This is a genomic window from Pseudomonas sp. S3_B08 (assembly GCF_054667725.1).
This window is the reverse complement of sequence record NZ_CP162750.1, coordinates 5085019-5104404: the sequence shown is the minus strand read 5'-3', so window position 1 is coordinate 5104404 and position 19386 is coordinate 5085019. Positions and strand designations below refer to the sequence as shown.

The 19386-nt window shown below is 58.9% G+C and carries 19 protein-coding genes; 12 read left to right on the top strand and 7 right to left on the bottom strand.

What is annotated here, in order from left to right; all coding sequences use genetic code 11:
- Positions 1-66 precede the first annotated feature (66 nt).
- A complete protein-coding gene (yrfG, locus tag AB4N73_RS23090) occupies positions 67-729 on the top strand; it encodes a GMP/IMP nucleotidase (protein WP_056787135.1) in 663 nt (220 codons plus the stop codon).
- Between the two features lie 98 nt (positions 730-827).
- Here the strand turns inward: yrfG and lysM are convergent, their stop codons facing one another.
- Positions 828-1268, bottom strand: coding sequence for a peptidoglycan-binding protein LysM (gene lysM, locus AB4N73_RS23085; RefSeq protein ID WP_123585632.1), 441 nt, complete (start codon positions 1266-1268; stop codon positions 828-830).
- 137 nt (positions 1269-1405) lie between these two features.
- On the opposite strand from lysM, the gene AB4N73_RS23080 reads away from it, so the two are divergent.
- The 4 genes from AB4N73_RS23080 (at position 1406) to AB4N73_RS23065 (ending at position 6388) form a co-directional block, all read left to right on the top strand.
- A complete protein-coding gene (locus tag AB4N73_RS23080; RefSeq protein WP_252868618.1) occupies positions 1406-2293 on the top strand; it encodes a LysR family transcriptional regulator in 888 nt (295 codons plus the stop codon).
- A 92-nt stretch (positions 2294-2385) separates the two neighbouring features.
- Positions 2386-3225: a formate dehydrogenase accessory sulfurtransferase FdhD gene (fdhD, locus tag AB4N73_RS23075; protein ID WP_016772170.1), complete on the top strand. Its 840-nt coding sequence runs from the start codon at positions 2386-2388 to the stop codon at positions 3223-3225.
- Positions 3222-5570 carry an FdhF/YdeP family oxidoreductase gene (locus tag AB4N73_RS23070; protein WP_460142589.1) on the top strand — a complete coding sequence of 783 codons (2349 nt, stop codon included), beginning with the start codon at positions 3222-3224 and terminating at the stop codon, positions 5568-5570. The genes fdhD and AB4N73_RS23070 overlap by 4 nt, the downstream gene beginning before the upstream one ends.
- A 332-nt stretch (positions 5571-5902) precedes the next feature.
- Entirely contained in the window at positions 5903-6388 is a 486-nt protein-coding gene (locus tag AB4N73_RS23065; protein ID WP_039756448.1) for a glycine zipper domain-containing protein, read from the top strand.
- Between the two features lie 55 nt (positions 6389-6443).
- On the opposite strand, the gene AB4N73_RS23060 is transcribed toward AB4N73_RS23065, so the two are convergent.
- The 3 genes from AB4N73_RS23060 to AB4N73_RS23050 form a co-directional block, all read right to left on the bottom strand.
- Positions 6444-6863, bottom strand: coding sequence for an acyl-CoA thioesterase (locus tag AB4N73_RS23060; RefSeq protein ID WP_071174077.1), 420 nt, complete (start codon positions 6861-6863; stop codon positions 6444-6446).
- 102 nt (positions 6864-6965) lie between these two features.
- Positions 6966-8192 (bottom strand): 3-hydroxyacyl-CoA dehydrogenase, encoded by a 1227-nt coding sequence (locus AB4N73_RS23055; protein WP_252887129.1) that lies wholly within the window; start codon positions 8190-8192, stop codon positions 6966-6968.
- A gap of 213 nt (positions 8193-8405) precedes the next feature.
- A complete protein-coding gene (locus AB4N73_RS23050; protein WP_252877247.1) occupies positions 8406-10334 on the bottom strand; it encodes a RecQ family ATP-dependent DNA helicase in 1929 nt (642 codons plus the stop codon).
- Positions 10335-10605: 271 nt separating this feature from the next.
- On the opposite strand from AB4N73_RS23050, the gene AB4N73_RS23045 reads away from it, so the two are divergent.
- The 3 genes from AB4N73_RS23045 (at position 10606) to AB4N73_RS23035 (ending at position 12791) form a co-directional block, all read left to right on the top strand.
- The gene (locus AB4N73_RS23045) at positions 10606-11748 is read left to right on the top strand and encodes a lipase family protein (protein ID WP_095181095.1); all 1143 of its coding nucleotides are present in this window, start codon (positions 10606-10608) and stop codon (positions 11746-11748) included.
- Positions 11749-12072: 324 nt separating this feature from the next.
- Positions 12073-12519, top strand: a complete 447-nt coding sequence (locus AB4N73_RS23040; protein WP_056787116.1) for an antitoxin PaaA2 family protein — start codon at positions 12073-12075, stop codon at positions 12517-12519.
- Complete coding sequence (locus tag AB4N73_RS23035) at positions 12519-12791, top strand: type II toxin-antitoxin system RelE/ParE family toxin (RefSeq protein ID WP_056787114.1); 273 nt, start codon at positions 12519-12521, stop codon at positions 12789-12791. The genes AB4N73_RS23040 and AB4N73_RS23035 overlap by 1 nt, the downstream gene beginning before the upstream one ends.
- A 177-nt stretch (positions 12792-12968) precedes the next feature.
- Here the strand turns inward: AB4N73_RS23035 and AB4N73_RS23030 are convergent, their stop codons facing one another.
- Positions 12969-14510 carry a phosphoenolpyruvate carboxykinase gene (locus tag AB4N73_RS23030; RefSeq protein WP_133337468.1) on the bottom strand — a complete coding sequence of 514 codons (1542 nt, stop codon included), beginning with the start codon at positions 14508-14510 and terminating at the stop codon, positions 12969-12971.
- Positions 14511-14691: 181 nt separating this feature from the next.
- Positions 14692-15594, bottom strand: a complete 903-nt coding sequence (gene hslO / locus AB4N73_RS23025) for an Hsp33 family molecular chaperone HslO (RefSeq protein ID WP_150637920.1) — start codon at positions 15592-15594, stop codon at positions 14692-14694.
- Between the two features lie 107 nt (positions 15595-15701).
- Between hslO and AB4N73_RS23020 the strand changes: the two genes are divergently transcribed.
- Positions 15702-16502 (top strand): phosphatase PAP2 family protein, encoded by an 801-nt coding sequence (locus tag AB4N73_RS23020; protein ID WP_460142588.1) that lies wholly within the window; start codon positions 15702-15704, stop codon positions 16500-16502.
- 97 nt (positions 16503-16599) lie between these two features.
- On the opposite strand, the gene AB4N73_RS23015 is transcribed toward AB4N73_RS23020, so the two are convergent.
- Positions 16600-17007: an RNA-binding S4 domain-containing protein gene (locus tag AB4N73_RS23015; RefSeq protein ID WP_016772182.1), complete on the bottom strand. Its 408-nt coding sequence runs from the start codon at positions 17005-17007 to the stop codon at positions 16600-16602.
- 116 nt (positions 17008-17123) lie between these two features.
- Between AB4N73_RS23015 and rimA the strand changes: the two genes are divergently transcribed.
- The 3 genes from rimA to rimK are packed head-to-tail and all read left to right on the top strand — an operon-like array spanning position 17124 to position 19300.
- Positions 17124-17903, top strand: a complete 780-nt coding sequence (rimA, locus tag AB4N73_RS23010) for a S6 modification regulatory phosphodiesterase RimA (protein ID WP_095181098.1) — start codon at positions 17124-17126, stop codon at positions 17901-17903.
- Between the two features lie 15 nt (positions 17904-17918).
- Positions 17919-18398 carry a retropepsin-like aspartic endopeptidase RimB gene (rimB, locus tag AB4N73_RS23005; RefSeq protein ID WP_016772184.1) on the top strand — a complete coding sequence of 160 codons (480 nt, stop codon included), beginning with the start codon at positions 17919-17921 and terminating at the stop codon, positions 18396-18398.
- On the top strand, positions 18395-19300 hold the full coding sequence (rimK, locus tag AB4N73_RS23000) for a 30S ribosomal protein S6--L-glutamate ligase (RefSeq protein ID WP_024011184.1): 906 nt from the start codon (positions 18395-18397) through the stop codon (positions 19298-19300). Before rimB ends, rimK begins: the two co-directional genes overlap by 4 nt.
- The last annotated feature ends 86 nt before the right edge of the window (positions 19301-19386 follow it).

Sequence of the window (19386 nt, the reverse complement as noted above, 5' to 3'; positions counted from 1 at the left end):
CGCTACTATAACGCGGCTTTCCCGATTGTTTGCGTCGGATATCTTTTCACCGTTCGAGACGTTGCCATGCCTTCTTTACCGTGGTCCGACATCGATACCGTTCTGCTCGACATGGACGGCACGCTGCTGGATCTGCACTTCGACAACCATTTCTGGCTCGAACACCTGCCCCAACGCTACGCCGAACTGCACGGCATCAGCCGGGCCATGGCCGAGCTGGAATTGCAGCCGTTGTTCGAGCGCCACGCTGGCCAGTTGCAGTGGTACTGCCTGGATTTCTGGAGCGCAGAACTGAAATTGTCGGTGCGTGAACTGAAACAGGAAACTGCCCACTTGATCGCCCTGCGCGCCGATGCCGATACCTTTCTCGGCGCAATCAAACGCGCCGGCAAACGGGTGATCATGATCACCAATGCGCACCGCGATTCGCTGTCGTTGAAACTGGAACGGATCGAACTGGCGCCGTACTTCGAGCGGCTGATCAGCTCGCATGACTACGGTTATCCCAAGGAGAACCCGCAGTTCTGGGATGCCTTGCAGGCGGACATCGGTTTTGATCCGGCGCGCAGCCTGTTTATCGACGACACCTTGCCGATCCTGCGCAGTGCGCGGGATTTTGGCGTGGCGCACTTGCTGGCGGTGAAAGAACCGGACAGCCGCAAAGGGCCGAAGGACACAGCGGAGTTTGCCGCAGTCGAGGATTACCGCGATTTGATTGCAGGGCTTTGACCCCTGTAGGAGCTGCCGCAGGCTGCGATCTTTTGATCTGCTTTTTTTAAAGTCCAAGTCAAAAGATCGCAGCCTTCGGCAGCTCCTACATGATTGCGTTATTTCGGAATGCGCAGTTTTTGTCCCGGATAGATCTTGTTCACATCCTTGAGCATCGGTTTGTTGGCATCGAAGATTTTCTGGTACTGGTTGGCATTGCCATAGACGCGCAGGGAGATCGCACTGAGCGTGTCACCTGCCTTGACCTCGACAAACTCGGCAGCCACGACGACCGGTCCGGTCACCGTGATCTGATCATCGACACTGCCTACGCCCGCAATGTTGCCCACCGCGAGCAGAATCTTTTCCTTCTCTTCCTGGCTCGCCACTTCACCGGTCACCGTCACCTTGTCGCCATCCACGGTCGCCTGCACGTTGGGATTGCCCAACCCGACCTTGCTGATATGTTCCTTCAACTGCTCACTCGCATTGGCATTGCCTGGGGTCAACAGATCAATCAGCTTCTCACCGGCCTCTTTCACAAAGCTCAACAGACTCATAGCGCACACTCCTTGATTTGGGTTCCAGTCGTCCAAGCCTAGACCACCCCGGCCAAACCCGGTTCCAGTCCGACCAATGACGCTGCCGCGCCGCTGGCGGTAGAATCGCCACACCCCGCCAACCGCCCGGAGCGAAGATGGACATCAAGCAACTGAAATTCCTCATCGCCCTCGACGAAACCCGCCATTTCGGCCAGGCCGCCGCGCGCTGCCACATCACCCAGCCGACCCTGTCGATGCGCTTGCGCAGCCTCGAGGAAGAACTCGACCTGCCATTGGTCAATCGCGGCCAGCGCTTCGAAGGCTTCACCGCACCGGGCGAACGCGTGCTGGCGTGGGCGCGTACGGTGCTGGCAGCCTATGACGGCTTGCAGGCGGAAGCGGCGGCCTGTCGCGGCAACCTGATCGGTACGTTGCGCCTGGGGGTGGTGCCGCTGTCGAGTTTCGATCCGTTACCGCTGATGCAACGTCTGCACGCGGCGCACCCGGACCTGCGCTTCGAGCTGTCGTCGCTGAGTTCCGAGCAGGTGCTCGAACACTTGGCGAACAACCGCATCGACATTGGCGTTTCGTATCTGGAGCGTCTGGACAGCGAGCGGTTCGATTCGCTGGCCTTTAACGAGACGCGCATGGGCCTGCTCTATGACGAGCGCTCGTTCAGTTTCGGCGATGAACCCCTGAGCTGGGAATCGCTGATCGAACTGCCGCTGTGCATGCTCACCAGCGGCATGCATTTTCGCCAGTCCATCGACCACAACTTCCACAGCCGTGGCCTGACGCCGCAACCGCTGTTGCAAACCGACGCCGTGCATCAACTGCTGCAAGCAGTCCACGGCGGTTTTTGCTGCGCAATCATGCCCCTCGACGGCGGCGCGGAAACCCTCGCCGATCACCTGCGCCTGCAACCGATCGAAAATGCCCACACCCTCGCCCCGCTGGGCCTGATCATGCGCCGTGGCGCGCCGCGTTCAGCGCTGGCAGAAGCCTGTTTCGCGCTTTATCAGAAATCGTCAAAAGACGCTTGATCGACGGCATCTATCGGTAGATCGGTAATAGCGATTAGACGCGACAACTTGCCGCGCCTAGTCTTGACCTAGATCAAACCGTCGGTGATGCCATGAACGCCAAGCGCCCAGCCTGCGCGGCGCCAGCAATTGAAACGCCCGCGCCAGCCGCCAGCCAGACCTACAGCTACAGCGATCTACCCTTTGAGGCATCGGCCAGCACCGCGCTGGCCGAGGAAGTCGCGTTGGCGATCGCCTACAACGGCATCAGCCAGGCGGTGATGCTGGTGACCCCGACCGATCTGGAAGACTTCATTGTCGGCTTCAGCCTCGGCAGCGGCATCATCGAAGACGCCAGCGATATCTACGATCTGCAACTGACAGGCGCAGGCTCGGCGCAATACGCGCAAGTGACCATTGCCAACCGCGCGTTCTGGAACCTCAAACAGCAGCGTCGGCAGTTGGCCGGCACCAGCGGCTGCGGACTGTGCGGCGTCGAAGCGGTCGAACAGGCACTGCCTGATCTCAAGGTATTGCCGGGCGCAGCCTTGCCACCGATCGAATGGCTCGACGGTTTGCGCCAGCGCATCGGCGCGTTCCAGCCGCTCGGTCAGCACTGCGGCGCGGTGCACGCGGCGGTATTCATGAACGCCAGTGGTGAACTGCTGCTCGGTCGTGAAGACATCGGTCGGCATAACGCGCTGGACAAGCTGATCGGCGGACTGATCCGCCAGAAGATATCCACAGAGGGCGGGCTGGCGATCGTCACCAGCCGTTGCAGCCTCGAATTGATCCAGAAAGTCTTGCGTGCCGGCATCCAGACCCTGGTCAGCCTGTCGGCGCCTACCGGCCTGGCCGTGCAATGGGCCCGGCGCCACAACCTCAATCTCATCCACCTGCCGCAGAAAAGTGCGCCGCGGGTGTACAGCCCCGCGATGGAGAATCAAGCGTGAGCCAACATCATCAAGCCGACCAGAAACCTGTCCCGCGCTACAAGCCTTACAAAGGTGCCGCCGGCGGCTGGGGCGCCCTGATCAGTGTGGCCCAGGCGTGGCTGACCAGCGACAACGCCCTGAAAAACCTGCGCATGATGCTCAAGACCAACCAGAACGGCGGCTTCGACTGCCCGGGTTGCGCCTGGGGTGATTCGCCGGAGAGCGGCATGGTCAAGTTCTGCGAGAACGGCGCCAAAGCGGTGAACTGGGAAGCGACCAAGCGTCGCGTCGATGCCAAATTCTTCGCCAAGCACAGCGTCACTTCGCTGCTGGAGCAGAGCGATTACTGGCTGGAATATCAGGGTCGCCTGACAGAGCCGATGGTCTACGACGCCGAGTCCGATCGCTACAAGCCGATCAGTTGGGAAGATGCCTTCGCTCTGATCGGCAAGCACCTGCGCAATCTGCCGAGCCCGGATCAGGCAGAGTTCTACACCTCGGGGCGTGCTAGCAACGAAGCGGCGTATCTGTATCAACTGTTCGTGCGGGCTTACGGCACCAACAATTTCCCTGACTGTTCGAACATGTGCCACGAGGCCAGCGGCGTAGCGTTGGCGCAGAGTGTCGGGGTCGGCAAAGGCACGGTGACCTTCGACGACTTCGAACACGCCGACGCGATTTTCGTCTGGGGCCAGAACCCCGGCACCAACCATCCGCGCATGCTCGAACCGTTGCGTGAAGCGGTGAAACGCGGCGCTCAGGTGGTGTGCATCAATCCGCTGAAAGAGCGCGGTCTGGAGCGTTTTCAGCATCCCCAGCACCCGATCGAAATGCTCACCAACGGCGACAAGCCGACCAACACCGCGTACTTCCGTCCGGCCCTCGGCGGTGACATGGCGGTGCTGCGCGGCATGGCCAAGTTCCTCCTGCAATGGGAACGCGATGCGCAGAAGGCTGGCGAACCGGCGGTGTTCGACCATGATTTCCTCAATGCTCACAGCGCTAACGTGCTGGAGTATCTGGCCATCGTCGACGACACCTCGTGGGAGCAGATCGTCGAGCAATCGGGCCTGACCCTGGTCGAGATCGAGCAAGCCGCGTGCATGTACGCCAAAGGCAAGAACGTGATCATGTGCTGGGCCATGGGCATCACCCAGCACCGTCATTCGGTGCCGACCATTCAGGAAATCGCCAATCTGATGCTGCTGCGCGGCAATATCGGCAAACCTGGCGCCGGTCTGTGCCCGGTGCGTGGTCACAGCAACGTGCAGGGCGACCGCACCATGGGCATCAACGAGCGTCCACCGGTGGCGTTCCTCGATTCGCTGGAGCGTCGCTTCCAGTTCAAGGTGCCGCGTCATAACGGTCACAACGTGGTCGAGGCAATCCATGCGATGGCCGAAGGTCGCGCCAAGGTGTTCATCGGCTTGGGCGGCAACTTCGCCCAAGCCACGCCGGACAGCTCACGCACCTTCGAAGCGCTGAGCAACTGTGACCTGACTGTGCAGATCAGCACCAAACTCAACCGCAGCCACCTCGCTCACGGTAAAGACGCGCTGATCCTGCCGTGCCTGGGCCGTACCGACATCGACATCCAGGCCGAAGGCCCGCAAGCGGTGACCGTGGAAGACTCGTTCAGCATGGTCCACGCTTCCAACGGCCAGTTGCAGCCGCTGTCGAACCAGATGCGCTCGGAGCCGTCGATCATCGCCGGCATCGCTGCCGCGACGTTGGGCAGCCAACCGGTGGACTGGAACTGGCTGGTGGCCGATTACGGGCGCATTCGCGAACTGATCGCCGACACCATCCCGAGTTTCAAAGACTTCAACGACAAGATCAAAAACCCGGGCGGCTTCTATCTGGGCAACTCGGCTGGCGCCCGCAAGTGGAACACGCCATCGGGCCGTGCCAATTTCCGCGCCAACCAGTTGCCGAAAGATCTGGTTCACGAACGCACCCGTGCCACTGGGCAGGTGCCGGATCTGATCCTGCAATCGATGCGTTCCCACGATCAGTACAACACGACGATCTATGGTCTCGACGACCGCTACCGTGGCGTGAAGGGCCAGCGTGACGTGCTGTTCGCCAACGAGGCCGACATCATTCGCCTGGGCTTCCGTCCTGGGCAGAAGGCCGACATCGTGTCGATCTGGGACGACGGTCGCGAGCGTCGGGTGAAAGGTTTTACATTGTTGGCGTTCGATATTCCTGCGGGGCAGGCGGCGGCGTACTATCCGGAGGTCAATCCGCTGGTGCCGCTGGAAAGTACGGGGGATGGCAGCCACACGCCGACGTCGAAGTTCATTGCGATCCGGCTGGAAGCGGCGAGTGAGACTGGGTTGATCATGGCTAAATCCGCTTAACCGCGGAGCCAGATCCGGCCCCTTCGCGAGCAGGCTCGCTCCTACACTTGGAATGCATTTCAAAGGTGGGAGCGAGCCTGCTCGCGAATGCGATCGACCTGTCAACAGATCTGCCGTGGCAAAGATTTTCGACCGCCCACAAAAAAGGCCGTTTCTGCATGAAAACGGCCTGTCCGAAGTAGCTAAAGACCGGCGAAAATCGGTTAAGTTCCGGTGAAAAAACAGTAACTTGCAATATTGTATACAAGTCGTGTTATTCGTCGGATTTTGATTGTCACGCCCATTGCAGAGCTTCAGGATCGGCGCCGTCATCCCTTTGAGGCTCATCCTCTATGAAGTTCTCCTCGATTCTCTTGTTGTCCCTTGGCCTGGTCAGTGGCTTCGCTTCTGCCGGAGGCACCACCGAAGCAGGTGTGGGCGGCGCATTGGGCGGGGTTCTTGGCTCGGTCGTCGGTCAATCGTTAGGCGGCAATACAGGTTCCACCATCGGCGCAGCCCTGGGCGGCGCGGGTGGTAGTGCGGTCGGTGCAGACAAGCGCAGCCGTGGCGAAGCGGCCATCGGCGGTGCACTGGGTGCAGCCGGCGGTAACGTGGTTGGCCGTAGTCTCGGCGGCACCACCGGCAGCCTGATCGGCTCCGCCGCTGGTGGCGGCGCAGGTGGCGCACTGGGTAACTACATGGGCAACAAGAGTGACGACGATGATCGTCGTTACGACCGTCGCCATGATGACCGTCGCTACTACCGCGATCGTGGTCATCCAGGTCGCGGCCATGCCTACGGCCACCGCAAGCATCACAAGTACTATCGCCACCACTAAGGCGAAGGCTTGAACAAAAAATCGCAGCTTTTGGGCTGCGATTTTTTTTGCGCGTCTAGACCACCAGCCGCTCCAGCGCCCCGCGCAAACCGGCAGGAATCGGCACCGGCTGATTGCTCGCCCGATCGACAAACACATGCACGAACCGTCCCGCCGCACACGCCTCGCTTTCGCCGACCTTGAACACAGCCAATTCATATTGCACCGAACTGTTGCCCAGCTTGCCGACCCGCAGTCCGATCTCGATCAGATCGGGGAAAGCGATCGAGGCAAAGTAATCGCAGGCGGAACTGACCACGAACCCAACCACTTCGCCGTCATGAATATCCAGGCCACCGACCTGAATCAGGTAGGTATTCACCGCCGTGTCGAAGAAGCTGTAGTAGGTAACGTTGTTGACGTGACCGTAGGCGTCGTTGTCATGCCAGCGTGTGGTGATGGGCTGGAAGTGGGGGTAGTCGCAGCGTTGATTCATGCAGGGTTCTCGCGTTCTCTTAATTGAATTTGATCGTGATGACGAACACTTTACCTGTGGGAGCGAGCCCGCTCGCGAAGGCGTCAGCACAGCCGACTGGTGTCAACGATCAGCAAACCCCTTCCCCTGCGCCGCCAGTTCGCCAATCAACCGCGCCGGCTTCCACTGATCGCCCTGGCGTGTCTCCAGCGCCAGCAAGCGCTGATGAATATCCGCTAGCCCCTGCCGATCCGCCCACGCCATCGGCCCACCCTTATCCGCTGGAAAACCATAGCCGTTCAAGTACACCAGATCGATGTCATGGGCCGAGCCGGCAATGCCTTCCTGCAAAATCTTCGCGCCTTCGTTGACCAGAGCCAGCAAACAGCGCTCAACGATTTCTTCGGGACCGATGTCGCGACGCTGGAAACCCAGATCTTCGCTGACCCGCAGTACCAATGCATCGACCTCGGGATCATGCTCGGCCTGGCGACTGCCCGGCTCATAATGGTAATAACCGTTACCGGACTTTTGCCCGAACCGGCCCATCTCACACAGGCGGTTATCCACCTGAACTTCGGGCGCATCCTGCCCCTTGCCAGCTAGCTCCCGAGCACGCCATTCCAGATCGATGCCAACCACGTCGTACATGCGAAACGGCCCCATGGCGAAGCCGAAGCCTTGCAGCGCGGTATCCACCTGCTGTGGATAAGCGCCTTCGAGAAGCATCTTGCGCGCTTCCAGTACATACGGATGCAGCATGCGGTTGCCGATAAAACCGTGGCAGTTGCCCGACACCACACTGACCTTGCCCATGCGCTTGCCGAGTGCCAGCGCGGCCTCCAGCGCCGCTGGCGAGGTCTGCGCACCGCGCACGATTTCCAGCAATTTCATGATGTGCGCGGGGCTGAAGAAATGCAGACCCAGCACCTGTTCCGGGCGCCGGGTCGCAGCCGCGATGGCGTCGATGTCCAGCGCCGAGGTGTTGCTCGCCAGCAAAGCCTCGGGCTTGAGCAAGCCATCCAGCTCGCGAAAGATCTTCTGCTTCAGTTCAAGGTTTTCGTACACCGCTTCGATCACCAGATCGACATTGCGAATCGATGCGTAATCCGCCGCTGCTGATACGCGAGCCATTCGCGCATCCGCTTCGGCCTGATCGATGCGGCCCTGACGCACGTTGTGTGCATAAGTTTGCGCGACCGTCGTCAGCGCCTGCTCAAGCATCTGTGGATTGTTATCCACCCACTGCACGTTCACGCCAGCATTGGCCAGGCACATGACGATGCCACGGCCCATGGTGCCCGCGCCGATCACGGCAGCTTGCTGGATTTCGAAGGATGTCTGGCTCATGTTGTTCTCTTGTGGGTGGCCCGAAGACAGATTCCAACCTTAGTCAGGCAACGGCGGTTTTTGAAGTTTATTAGCGTGATGATGGACATTCAGCGGATGGATGGAGGCTCTGCCTTGATGACACTTGAAGTAGGAGCTGCCGAAGGCTGCGATCTTTTGATCTTGAAAAAATCAACATCAAAAGATCGCAGCCTTCGGCAGCTCCTACAGGGATCAAAGGTGCTCTTGCGCCCACTCGCGAACCTGCGCGTAGGGGTATTCTTCCAACGCAGCAAAACCCGGTATCGCCCGCGCCTTGAGTTTGGTGAACAACGGCACGCTGATTCCGCACAGGAACCGCGTCAGGCGTTCGGCCGATGGAATACGCCCTGTTTGCTGCTCATGCCTGTGGATAAATTCACCACACAGCTTCGCGAAGTTTTTATCCACAAGCGGCGGCAATGGCGGCGGCTCCGGCAACCGCGCGATCTGGCCGTGACATACCGAACAATGGCCACAACGCTCGGGGGCATTGTGGTCACCGAAATACTCGGCCAGGCGATAACCCAGGCAGCGTTCGGTGGCGAACACCTCAAGCATGGCGTGAATCCGCGCCACTTCAGTCTGTTCGTGGCGGGTGAAATACTCGTGCAGCTCAGCGCTCAGGGCATCGCTGGCGAAATCACTGTGCAGCAGGCTGTAGACCTCGGTCATCTGCTTGCTCTCCAGCTCGACCCAGCCCTTTTCCTGAAAGTAATCCAGCGCTGTCACCACGCGATTGCGCTCGGCGGAATACTGCGAATACATCGCCTCGAAATCTACTGTGGCCCAGGTGCGTGCTCGCGTGGACGTCCTGATGATCGCCGCAACGAAATCCCTGCGCTCGCCTTCGAAGCGCTGGAGCAATGCTTCAGGCTCAAGCAGATATTTGAAGCGGTATTCAGCGTAATAAGCGTAGCGCGGCGCGATCAGGCCTCGCAGTTCCAGCTGCACCAGCAAAGTCTTCAACGGCAACGAGCGAATGTTGCTCTGATCCGCCAATGGCCCAAGCAAAAACTCCCATTGTCCGTCCGGCACTGAGGCTTTGAGCTCTTCGAGCACATAATGAATCCCGTCGCGTTCGGGCGTATCACCGTAGACGAAGTTTTCCAGCACATTGAGGCTGTCGCGGTTGGCCAGTACCAGGCAGTCGGAGGGCTGCCCGTCACGCCCGGCGCGGCCGATTTCCTGGCTGTAGTTTTCGATGGATTTGGGCAGATCGAAATGCACCACGTTGCGGATGTCGCTCTTGTCGATGCCCATGCCGAAGGCAATGGTGGCGACAATGCAATTGGACTGCCCGGCCATGAAGCGGCGTTGAATGTCTTCACGCTGATCGTGGGGCAAACCTGCGTGGTATGCCTCGGCCTGGATTCCGTTGCGTTGAAGATGCTCGGCGATGTGCTCGGCGGTCTTCTGCAACGTCACGTAGACAATGCTCGGTTGCCCGGGACGCTCGGTCATCCATTCGACCAGACGCCGGCGTTTGTCCTGACCGCGTACAGGCTCGACCAGCAAATTGAGGTTGGGCCGATAGAAACCAGTGGTCACTACATCGTCCGGAGCGATGGCGAATTTGGCCTGCATGTCGGCGATGACTTTTGGTGTCGCCGTGGCGGTGAGCAGCAAAGCCTGCGGAATGTTGAACTGACGCTGGTAGTCGGGGAGTTTCAGATAGTCCGGCCGGAAGTTGTGGCCCCATTCGGAAATGCAGTGCGCCTCGTCGACCACCAGCAACGAGATCGGCACCTGCTGCAGGAAATTGCGGAAGCGCTCGTTCTTCAAGCGCTCGACGGAGATCATCAGAATTTTCAGCTCGCCCGAACGTGCACGGGCCATGACGTCGTTGGCATCCTCGCGGCTCTGCGCCGAATCGATACTGCCTGCCGAGATGCCGCGGGACTTGAGAAACGCCAGTTGATCCTGCATCAACGCCAGCAACGGCGAGACCACCAATGTCAGGTGTGGCAGTAAAAGTGCCGGCAGTTGGTAGCAAAGCGATTTGCCGGAGCCGGTGGGAAAGATCGCCGCCGCGGATCGCCCCGCCAGCACCGCGCTGACAGCGGCCTCCTGACCGGGGCGAAACTGTGGATAACCAAAAACCTGTTCCAGGGTGTGGTGCATTTACTGTCACTCCTTTGACTGCTGCCATGCCCAAAGCCTAGCGGGCGATCGCAGCGAGTCGAGAAAGGGTCGGGGTTGAATCGATACTGAATGATACATGGAAAGCGAAAACCAAGCGTTTAACAATCGAAGCGCCTCGACATACTTTCGAAAAGCTCAGCTACATATATAACAAACTTCACATTACAAACGCAGACACAACAGCGCCCTTTATTTTTAACACCACCTAAAACTAACTTGACTGCTCTTATACATAAGCAAGAGCAACGAAATGACAACTTTAACAATATTTTTCTGCGGCACCGGCTCCAACAAATTTGATGACAAACATAAAAGCTTCTGGGACGGCGAAATCGTTTCTACGCTCGCTGCACACCACAGCGGACGCGAATTTGCCGAGTGGATCGTCGTCGATGGCCCTGGCAGCGGCAATATGCAAGCCGACGACCTGTTCACCAAGACCTCTGAATACGGCCTGTCCGGCACGCTGTTCGGCAAAGGCTGGGATGAAAACGTGCAGCACGCTGTGAACATTATCAAAGGCAAATGCGACTGGCAGCGTAAACAACTGACCGAGTTAGAATATAACCGTCTGAAAGCCGCAGGCATTCCTATTGAAGATGTGAAAGTGGAAGGCTCCTGGTTCTGGCGCCAGTATAACTATGGCGATCGGAGTATCACGCAACAGAAGTTGCAGGAACAGATCATCAAGACTTTCCGCAAGAACGGCGTTATTCCCGCGCGAGTCAATCTGGTCGGCTGGAGCCGTGGCGGTATCAGTTGCCACATGCTCGCCAATGCGATGTTCCAGGACGCTGCACTCAAACATATTCCGGTGAATATATTTGCGATTGATCCAGTCCCGGGCATCGGCAACTTCCAGGAAAACCGCGTCAAACTTCAATCCAACGTCAAGGAATACATCGCCTTCTATGCCCGCGACGAGCGCTCAAAAGGCTTCAGCTGCGTGATCCCGCAAACCGCTACCGGCACCAAAACCTCGATCTATCCAATGGCCGGTCGCCACGCCACCCTCGCCGGCAACGCCACGGCCCTCGGCGGCGATCCCACCAACAGCAGCGACCTCAATGCGCTGATCGAGCCCGGCCGCATCGTTCGCCATCTGGCGGAAACCTGCCTCAAGCGTTGGGGCGTGCCACTGAGCAAAACGCTCAACCTGAGCGATGCCGACCTACTGCGCTTCACCGGCACCATCGTCAGCGACGAAGCCCGCTACAAGAAGATGCACAGCCAGTCCTACACCTATTTCACCGAACAGGACAAAGGCGAGCGCTATGTCTCGCTGGGCAGCAAAGGCGTGCCGTTCTCGGCAGTCAAAGGCACGATCTACCGGCCGGCAACAGGACTGACCACAAGCCTGCTGGATATTTCTGGCTACCAACATTTGCGTTGAAAAGCGTTTAAGAATCGGTAGCAACGTCTGGCGAATTGTTCGTCCCGTTCCTACTTCACGCAATGCCTTGTCGGCTATCGCGAGCGGGTGGTGCGAACCTATAGTCGTGGGTGTCGCTGCTTTGGCAGCGACACCCACATCACCCACGCCCTGTACCTGCTGACACAGGACGGCTGGGACCTGCTGCAAGTCAGATGCCCCCGGCCAAGTAACAAACGAAACATCATCGCTGCACACGCCGTGTCCAGCACCAGGAGTCAAAATTTGCAAACTACTATTGATTGCGTACGATGGGAGCCATTACTCAGCGAAGGGCTCGCATTTATGGCCAGCACTGAAATCATCGATCACAGCGCCCTCGTTCGCTTGGTCGAAAACGGTTCTGTGAGCGGCACAATTATCGTCGCGAAACCAGGAGGCTGGTCGGTCGAGATTCGGCAAGGCAGCCGCAAATGCGCGCTGACAGCACAACGCAGTGGTCAGGTGCGCCTGTTCAAGAGGCTGGAGACGCTTGTGACCTATCTGCAGGGCTTGGGCATCAGCCAATTCAACGTGGATGCCTCCGGCTATGACCCGCTGCAACTGAAAACCTACGCCAGGCCTGATCGCTCTGAAGCGTTGAAACAAGCCCATGAAGCGGCCGCTTATGAGGAATGGTTCAAGCGACAGGTGCAGATCAGCATCGATGATCCAAGGCCAAGTATCAGCGATGAAGATGCTCGCCGAATATTCGCCGCCAAGCGTGATGCCCTGCGTCAACGAGGGCGCTGATGAGGTTGGTCTGGCGCCCGGAAGCGCTTGCTGACCGAGACCGGATAATGGACCGAATCGGTCAGGACAACCCAGACGCTGCTGCGGATCTCGATGAAATGTTCGAATCAAAAGGGGAAATAGCAAGACAGCGCCCAACCTTGTACCGAAAGGGCAGGGTCCTCGGAACACGTGAAATCGTTGCGGCCGCCAACTACGTCATCGTCTACGCAATCAAAAAAGACCGGGTGGAAGTGCTGCGTGTCATGCATGCACGGCAGCAATGGCCTTAATTAGAGGATCATGTTGCAGTACTGTTGAGTGGCATTACTCTGGCCGTATCAGGCCAAAAATGAATGAATACTGCTACATGGCAAGTGACGAACCGCCGTTGAGATGAGCTTACCCAAATCTTCGCCCATGAAAAAACCGCCCCAAAGGGCGGTTTTTTATTCACTGCAAACTACTACTTACAACTTCGGCCCAGCCGCCTTGATCGCGTCGCTCACTTCGAACTTCTTGAAGTTCTCGATGAACAGACCGGCCAGTGCTTTCGCTGCCTCGTCGTACGCAGCCTTGTCAGTCCAGGTGTTGCGTGGGTTGAGCAGGTTGGTGTCGACGCCCGGAACGGCCAGAGGCACGTCGAGGTTGATGGTGTCCAGGTGCTCGGTGGCGGCACCGATCAGTGCGCCGCTCTGGATCGCTGCGATCACCGCGCGGGTGGTCGGGATGTTGAAGCGTTGGCCGACGCCGTAGCCGCCGCCGGTCCAACCGGTGTTGACCAGGTAGACCTTGGAGCCGAAGCCACGGATGCGCTTGATCAGCAGTTCGGCGTATTCACCCGCCGGACGCGGGAAGAACGGTGCGCCGAAGCAGGTGGAGAAGGTCGACTTGATGCCGCTGCCCGAACCCATTTCAGTCGAGCCCACCAGTGCGGTGTAGCCGGAAAGGAAGTGGTAGGCCGCTTGCTCTTCGTTGAGGATCGACACTGGCGGCAGTACGCCGGTCAGGTCGCAGGTCAGGAAGATCACCGCGTTTGGCTCGCCACCCAGGTTCTTCTCGGAACGCTTGGCAACGTGCTCCAGCGGGTAGGCGGCGCGGCTGTTCTGGGTCAGGCTGACATCGGCATAATCGGCGTGCTTGGCGTCGTCGATGACGACGTTTTCCAGCACCGCGCCGTGCTTGATGGCTTTCCAGATAACCGGCTCGTTCTTCTCGGAGAGGTCGATGCACTTGGCATAGCAACCGCCTTCGATGTTGAACACCACGCCTTCGCCCCAGCCGTGTTCGTCGTCACCGATCAGGTAACGGCTTTCGTCGGCCGACAGGGTGGTTTTACCGGTGCCCGACAGACCGAAGAACAGGGTCACGTCACCGTCTTCGCCGATGTTGGCAGCGCAGTGCATTGGCAGCACGTCAGCGGCCGGCAGCAGGAAGTTCTGCACCGAGAACATGGCTTTCTTCATCTCGCCGGCGTAACGCATGCCAGCGATCAGCACTTTCTTCTGCGCGAAGTTGATGATCACGCAACCGTCGGAGTTGGTGCCGTCACGCTCAGGCACGCACTCGAAGTTGGCAACGTTGAGCACTTGCCATTCTTCACGGCCAGCCGGGTTGTACTGGGCCGGGTTGATGAACAGGCAACGACCGAACAGGTTCTGCCAGGCAGTCTGTGTGGTCATTTTCACGGCCAGGTAGTGATCTTCCGCCGCGCCTACATGCACGTGGGAAACGAAGTGCTCTTGCGCGTTGTTGAAGGCCTCGACGCGAGCCCACAGGGCATCGAACTTGTCGGCCGGGAACTTGCGGTTGATCGGGCCCCAGGCGATAGCGGCCTGGGTGGAAGGCTCTTCAACGATGAAACGGTCGACTGGCGAGCGGCCGGTGCGGTGACCGGTGCGAACAACCAGAGCGCCGGTATCGGCAAGCTCGCCTTCACCGCGATTCAGGGCTTCTTTTACCAGATCATCAACACTCAGATCGGTGTACACGGCGTTATTGGCTTGCGTCATGAGGTTCCCCGTCGGCCAGTGGCCGAGTGTGCTCCAAACGTTTTGTAGTAGAAAGTCGTGCACTACTACCGCGAAAAAAGTGGGCCGGATTATGCCAGAAAAGCCCAAAAAGAGTAGGGTCCTCCCGTCGTAACGGCGATATTCCGTCATTCCGCAGTGAATTTACCTGCGCTGAACCGTTTTAGTGACGGGTATCTGACGGCGTATCGACGCCCGCGCCAGCGAACAATTGAGCAATATCGGCTGCGTCAAACAGGTACTGCTGATTGCAGAACTGGCAATCGATCTCGACTTTGCCGCCCTGCTCGGCGGCCAGCGCCAGCGCATCTTCCAGCCCAAGACTGACCAGCGCATTGCCGGAGCGTTCCCGCGAGCAGCTGCAACTGAAGCGCAGATGCTGCACATCAAACAGACGTACCTGCTCTTCGTGGTACAGGCGATGCAGCACGGTTTCGTTGTCGAGACTGAGCAATTCATCGGCGCTCAGAGTGCTGGCCAACGCGGTGAGATGCTGCCAGCTGGCGGCGCGGTCCTCTTCGTCTTTCAAGCGATCGGCGGGGAGTTGTTGCAGCAACATGCCACGGGCACGACGACCGTCGGCGAAGAGCTTGAAGCGGGTGCCGACCTGCTGCGACATGACGAAATAGTTGGTGAAACAGTCCGACAGTGTCTCGCCGTCAAGATCAACAATGCCCTGATAGCGCTGGCCGACAGTCGGGTCGACGGTCAGGGCCAGAACGCCGTTCGGCATCAAGTCGGCAAGGGTTGCGTCAACCGCGATCTGCTCGGCGTCGTAACGCGCCAGGCCACGGATTTCGCGCTCGCTGGAACACTCGATCATCAGCAGCGGAATCGGCCCTTCCGAGCGCGCCTGCAAAATCAGCAAGCCATCGAACTTGAGCGTGCCGACCAGTAACGACGCGGCCGCCATCAGTTCGCCGAGCAACTGCGCGACCGGCTCCGGGTACGGGTGTTTGGCGAGGACTTCGGCGTAGCTGCGCTCCAGCGCTACCAGTTCGCCGCGAGTGTCGCTGTCATCGAAGATGAAGCGTTGAGTGAAATCGGTATCCGCTAGATCGGTCATAGGTCTGGGTATCTGAATGTGATGACAAAATGGTTACAAAACGTGAAAATTTGCGCTTGCTGGCACTTTTTTTGGTGCCGGCGCTTTTTCGCCATGGGAGGCATTTTATGAACAATCCGGGTTTGTTCCAATCAAGGTGGAACCTCGGCCGGCTGGTTCTGTGTAACGTAGTGCCGCTGGCGCTACTGGCTTTCTGGTTATGGCCTACCGGTCAGATGCTGTGTGTGATTTTCGACGAGTGGCTGTTCCGCTCGTTGAATGCGCCGCTGGCCAGCAACCCGATATGGCTCCACATCTGGGCAATTGCAAGTCTGCGCCCGTTCGACATCGTCGTCGGACTGATTCTGCTGACGCTGCTGATCAAGGGCGATTGGGTTATCAGGGCGATCGACGTGCGTCGCGCGTTCTTCGGTTTTTTCTCGATCCTGCTGCTGATGGTGGTGATCCGCGCGCTGTTTTCCAAATTCGCCGATCACATGGGCTGGCAGCACAGCAGCCCGTCAATGGTGCTTGAGGGCGCCGTGCACATCAGCGATTACTTTCCGCACCTGGAAAAAACCTGGGAGCTGAAGGACCGTTCCGGCCAGAGTTTCCCCGGTGATCATGCCTCAGTGCTGTTGATCTGGGCATTGTTCATGGGCGTGTTCAGCCGCACCGTCGGACAATTTCTAACAGTATGGGGTCTGGCAGTGTTGTTCATGCTGCCGCGTCTGGTGGCCGGCGCGCATTGGGGTCAGGACGACTACATCGGCGGCTTGCTGCTGGCGGTGTGGGCGTTGGGCTGGGGTTACTACACGCCGTTTGCCTATCACGCGTCGAACCTCTGGTTGAAGCTGACCGCGCCGATTTTCGCGTTGCTGGGCAAGCTGCCGATGGTGTCGCGGATGAGTGTGGTGCGTAGCGCCTGATACCGCGTCGTACTCGATTCGCGAGCAGGCTCGCTGCCACAGACGACTCGATCGAATGTGGGAGCGAGCCTGCTCGCGAAGAGGCCGGCACAACGTTTCAATCTTCGTTGCTGCTACCGCGAAACTTGAACAGATCCCGCCGCTGCTTCTTGCTCGGCTTGCCATCGGTGCTCACGCCCAACGAGCCCGCCTTGCGCATCGCCGCAGCCGCTTCACGCTTGGCGACACTCGCTTCGGTCTCCGCGTACAAGGTTTGCGCCTCGGGTGCGCCACGACGCACGATCGACAATGCCTCGACCCTCACCGTGCGCACTTCGAAGCCGGTGCGAATCTCGAACTCATCACCAATGCGCGGCTCCTTGCCCGGCTTGCAGCGCTCGCCACGACAATGCACCTTGCCGCTTTCGATTGCTGCTTTGGCCAGAGCACGCGTCTTGTAGAAACGCGCCGCCCATAACCACTTATCGAGACGGACCTTGTCGTCCTCCTCCTGCTTCTGTCCCATATGAATTCCTCGCTCAGCCAGTAGTCGGAACTGTACTACCGTTTCTGTCGGGCGCAAGAACTCGGCCCTCCAGATTGACTGTGATCTTCGCCGCCCGACCGGCCTGGAGTGACCGCGTGACTAAATTTCCAACTTCGTTGACCTCACCTAGGGGCGGTTGCCAGGGCTGCCAGCAAAGCGAACCGCTGGATTTCGATTTTGCCTTCGCCTACCAGCCGATTGTCGACCTGCGCGATCAATCGGTATTTGCCCACGAAGCGCTGGTCCGAGGCGTGTCAGGGGAAGGTGCACTGTCGGTGTTAAATCAGGTTACAGAAGACAACCGCTACCGTTTCGACCAGCTCTGCCGGACCCGCGCCATCGAAGGTGCGGCGAGCCTAAATATGCAGACACACTTGTCGATCAACTTTTTGCCCAACGCCGTCTACCGTCCAGAGCTATGCATTCGCAGCACACTGGAGGCCGCACGCAAACACAACTTTCCGATCGACCGACTGATTTTCGAAACTCTGGAAATCGAGCACGTAGATAATTATCGCCATTTGACCAATATTCTGCGTGAATACCGCGAATTCGGCTTCAAGACCGCCATCGACGATTTCGGTGCCGGCTATTCGGGGCTCAATCTGCTGGCCGATTTCCAACCAGACCTGATCAAACTCGACATGGCGCTGATCCGCGATATTGACCAGGATCGTGTCCGTCAGGTGATCGTTCGGGGGATTGTCACAATGTGTGCGGAGTTGGACGTTACAGTCATTGCCGAAGGCATAGAAAGCGCCGGGGAACGGGATTTCCTCGCGGACTGTGGAATATTCCTGATGCAGGGCTACTGGTTCGCCAGACCTGCGTTCAAAGCGTTGGCCCAGGTGCCGGACGGGGCCTGGAAGCGTTAACCCTTGGTTTTTTCTTTGAAGACATTTGATCATTTGACCGTTGTCGGTCTGCGCGAGTGGGTGGCGCTCCCGGGTTTGGGAGTTGCGGGCCTGCGCGCAAAAATCGACACCGGCGCCAGCACCTCCAGCCTGCACGCCACCGACATCGAGCCGTTCGAACGCGACGGCGAGAAATGGGTGCGCTTCACTGCGCATCTCGGCACGGTGGTGCAGTTGCGTCACCGGCGCTGCGAAGCGCCGCTGGTCACGCGCAAAACCATCAAGAGCTCCAACGGCCATGCCCAGGTGCGCTATGTGATCAGCACCACGCTGGCCCTGGGTGATCGGGTCTGGCCGGTGGAGTTCACTCTGGCCTGCCGCAAGTCCATGCGCTATCGCCTGCTGCTCGGTTCCAAAGCCCTGATCGATGGCCAGTTGGTGGTCAATCCGGGCATCAAATATGTACAAGACAAGCCGGTGTTCCCGGTATCTACCTCCTCCACAGGTGTTGCATGAAGATCGCTGTGCTGTCGCGTAATCCGCGTCTGTATTCCACCCGCCGTCTGGTCGAAGCCGGAATCGAGCGCGGGCATGAAATGGTAGTGATCGACACCTTGCGCGCCTACATGAACATTGCCAGCCACAAGCCGCAGATCCATTACCGCGGCAAACCGCTGGAAGGTTTTGACGCGGTGATCCCGCGGATCGGCGCATCGGTGACGTTCTACGGCTGCGCGGTGTTGCGTCAGTTCGAAATGATGGGCGTGTTCCCGCTCAACGAGTCTGTGGCCATTGCCCGTTCGCGGGACAAATTGCGTTCGCTGCAACTGCTGTCGCGGCGCGGAATCGGTTTGCCGGTCACCGGTTTTGCCCACTCGCCGGACGATATTCCCGACCTGATCGCCATGGTCAACGGTGCACCGCTGGTGATCAAGGTACTGGAAGGCACCCAGGGCATCGGCGTGGTGCTGTGCGAAACAGCCACGGCGGCAGAGTCGGTGATCGAAGCGTTCATGGGTCTCAAGCAGAACATCATGGTTCAGGAATACATCAAGGAAGCCGGCGGTGCGGATATCCGCTGCTTCGTGGTCGGCGACAAGGTGATCGCCGCAATGAAGCGCCAGGCCAAACCGGGCGAGTTTCGTTCCAACCTGCATCGCGGTGGCAGCGCCAGCCTGATCAAGATCACCCCGGAAGAACGCATGACCGCGTTACGCGCTGCCAAGGTCATGGGCCTGGCGGTGGCGGGTGTGGATATCCTGCGCTCCAATCACGGTCCGCTGGTGATGGAAGTGAATTCGTCGCCGGGACTGGAAGGCATCGAAACCACCACTGGCAAGAATGTCGCCGGAATCATCATCGAGCATCTGGAAAAGAATGGCGGGCCGAATATGACTCGCACCAAGGGCAAAGGTTAACCCAGAGATATTCGGCGGCTGGAAAGCCGCCTTCGCGAGCAGGCTCGCTCCCACAGTTGATCGCATTCCAAAATGTGGGAGCGAGC

Bases quoted from the DNA above. Each gene is read 5' to 3' on its own strand.
- AB4N73_RS23045 (WP_095181095.1), top strand. From the start codon at position 10,606: ATGACAACTTTAACAATATTTTTCTGCGGCACCGGCTCCAACAAATTT.
- yrfG (WP_056787135.1), top strand. From the start codon at position 67: ATGCCTTCTTTACCGTGGTCCGACATCGATACCGTTCTGCTCGACATG.
- hslO (WP_150637920.1), bottom strand. From the start codon at position 15,594: ATGACCGATCTAGCGGATACCGATTTCACTCAACGCTTCATCTTCGAT.
- AB4N73_RS23055 (WP_252887129.1), bottom strand. From the start codon at position 8,192: ATGAGCCAGACATCCTTCGAAATCCAGCAAGCTGCCGTGATCGGCGCG.
- AB4N73_RS23040 (WP_056787116.1), top strand. From the start codon at position 12,073: ATGGCCAGCACTGAAATCATCGATCACAGCGCCCTCGTTCGCTTGGTC.
- fdhD (WP_016772170.1), top strand. From the start codon at position 2,386: ATGAACGCCAAGCGCCCAGCCTGCGCGGCGCCAGCAATTGAAACGCCC.
- AB4N73_RS23080 (WP_252868618.1), top strand. From the start codon at position 1,406: ATGGACATCAAGCAACTGAAATTCCTCATCGCCCTCGACGAAACCCGC.
- AB4N73_RS23035 (WP_056787114.1), top strand. From the start codon at position 12,519: ATGAGGTTGGTCTGGCGCCCGGAAGCGCTTGCTGACCGAGACCGGATA.
- AB4N73_RS23030 (WP_133337468.1), bottom strand. From the start codon at position 14,510: ATGACGCAAGCCAATAACGCCGTGTACACCGATCTGAGTGTTGATGAT.
- AB4N73_RS23050 (WP_252877247.1), bottom strand. From the start codon at position 10,334: ATGCACCACACCCTGGAACAGGTTTTTGGTTATCCACAGTTTCGCCCC.
- AB4N73_RS23015 (WP_016772182.1), bottom strand. From the start codon at position 17,007: ATGGGACAGAAGCAGGAGGAGGACGACAAGGTCCGTCTCGATAAGTGG.
- AB4N73_RS23060 (WP_071174077.1), bottom strand. From the start codon at position 6,863: ATGAATCAACGCTGCGACTACCCCCACTTCCAGCCCATCACCACACGC.
- lysM (WP_123585632.1), bottom strand. From the start codon at position 1,268: ATGAGTCTGTTGAGCTTTGTGAAAGAGGCCGGTGAGAAGCTGATTGAT.
- rimK (WP_024011184.1), top strand. From the start codon at position 18,395: ATGAAGATCGCTGTGCTGTCGCGTAATCCGCGTCTGTATTCCACCCGC.
- AB4N73_RS23020 (WP_460142588.1), top strand. From the start codon at position 15,702: ATGAACAATCCGGGTTTGTTCCAATCAAGGTGGAACCTCGGCCGGCTG.
- AB4N73_RS23065 (WP_039756448.1), top strand. From the start codon at position 5,903: ATGAAGTTCTCCTCGATTCTCTTGTTGTCCCTTGGCCTGGTCAGTGGC.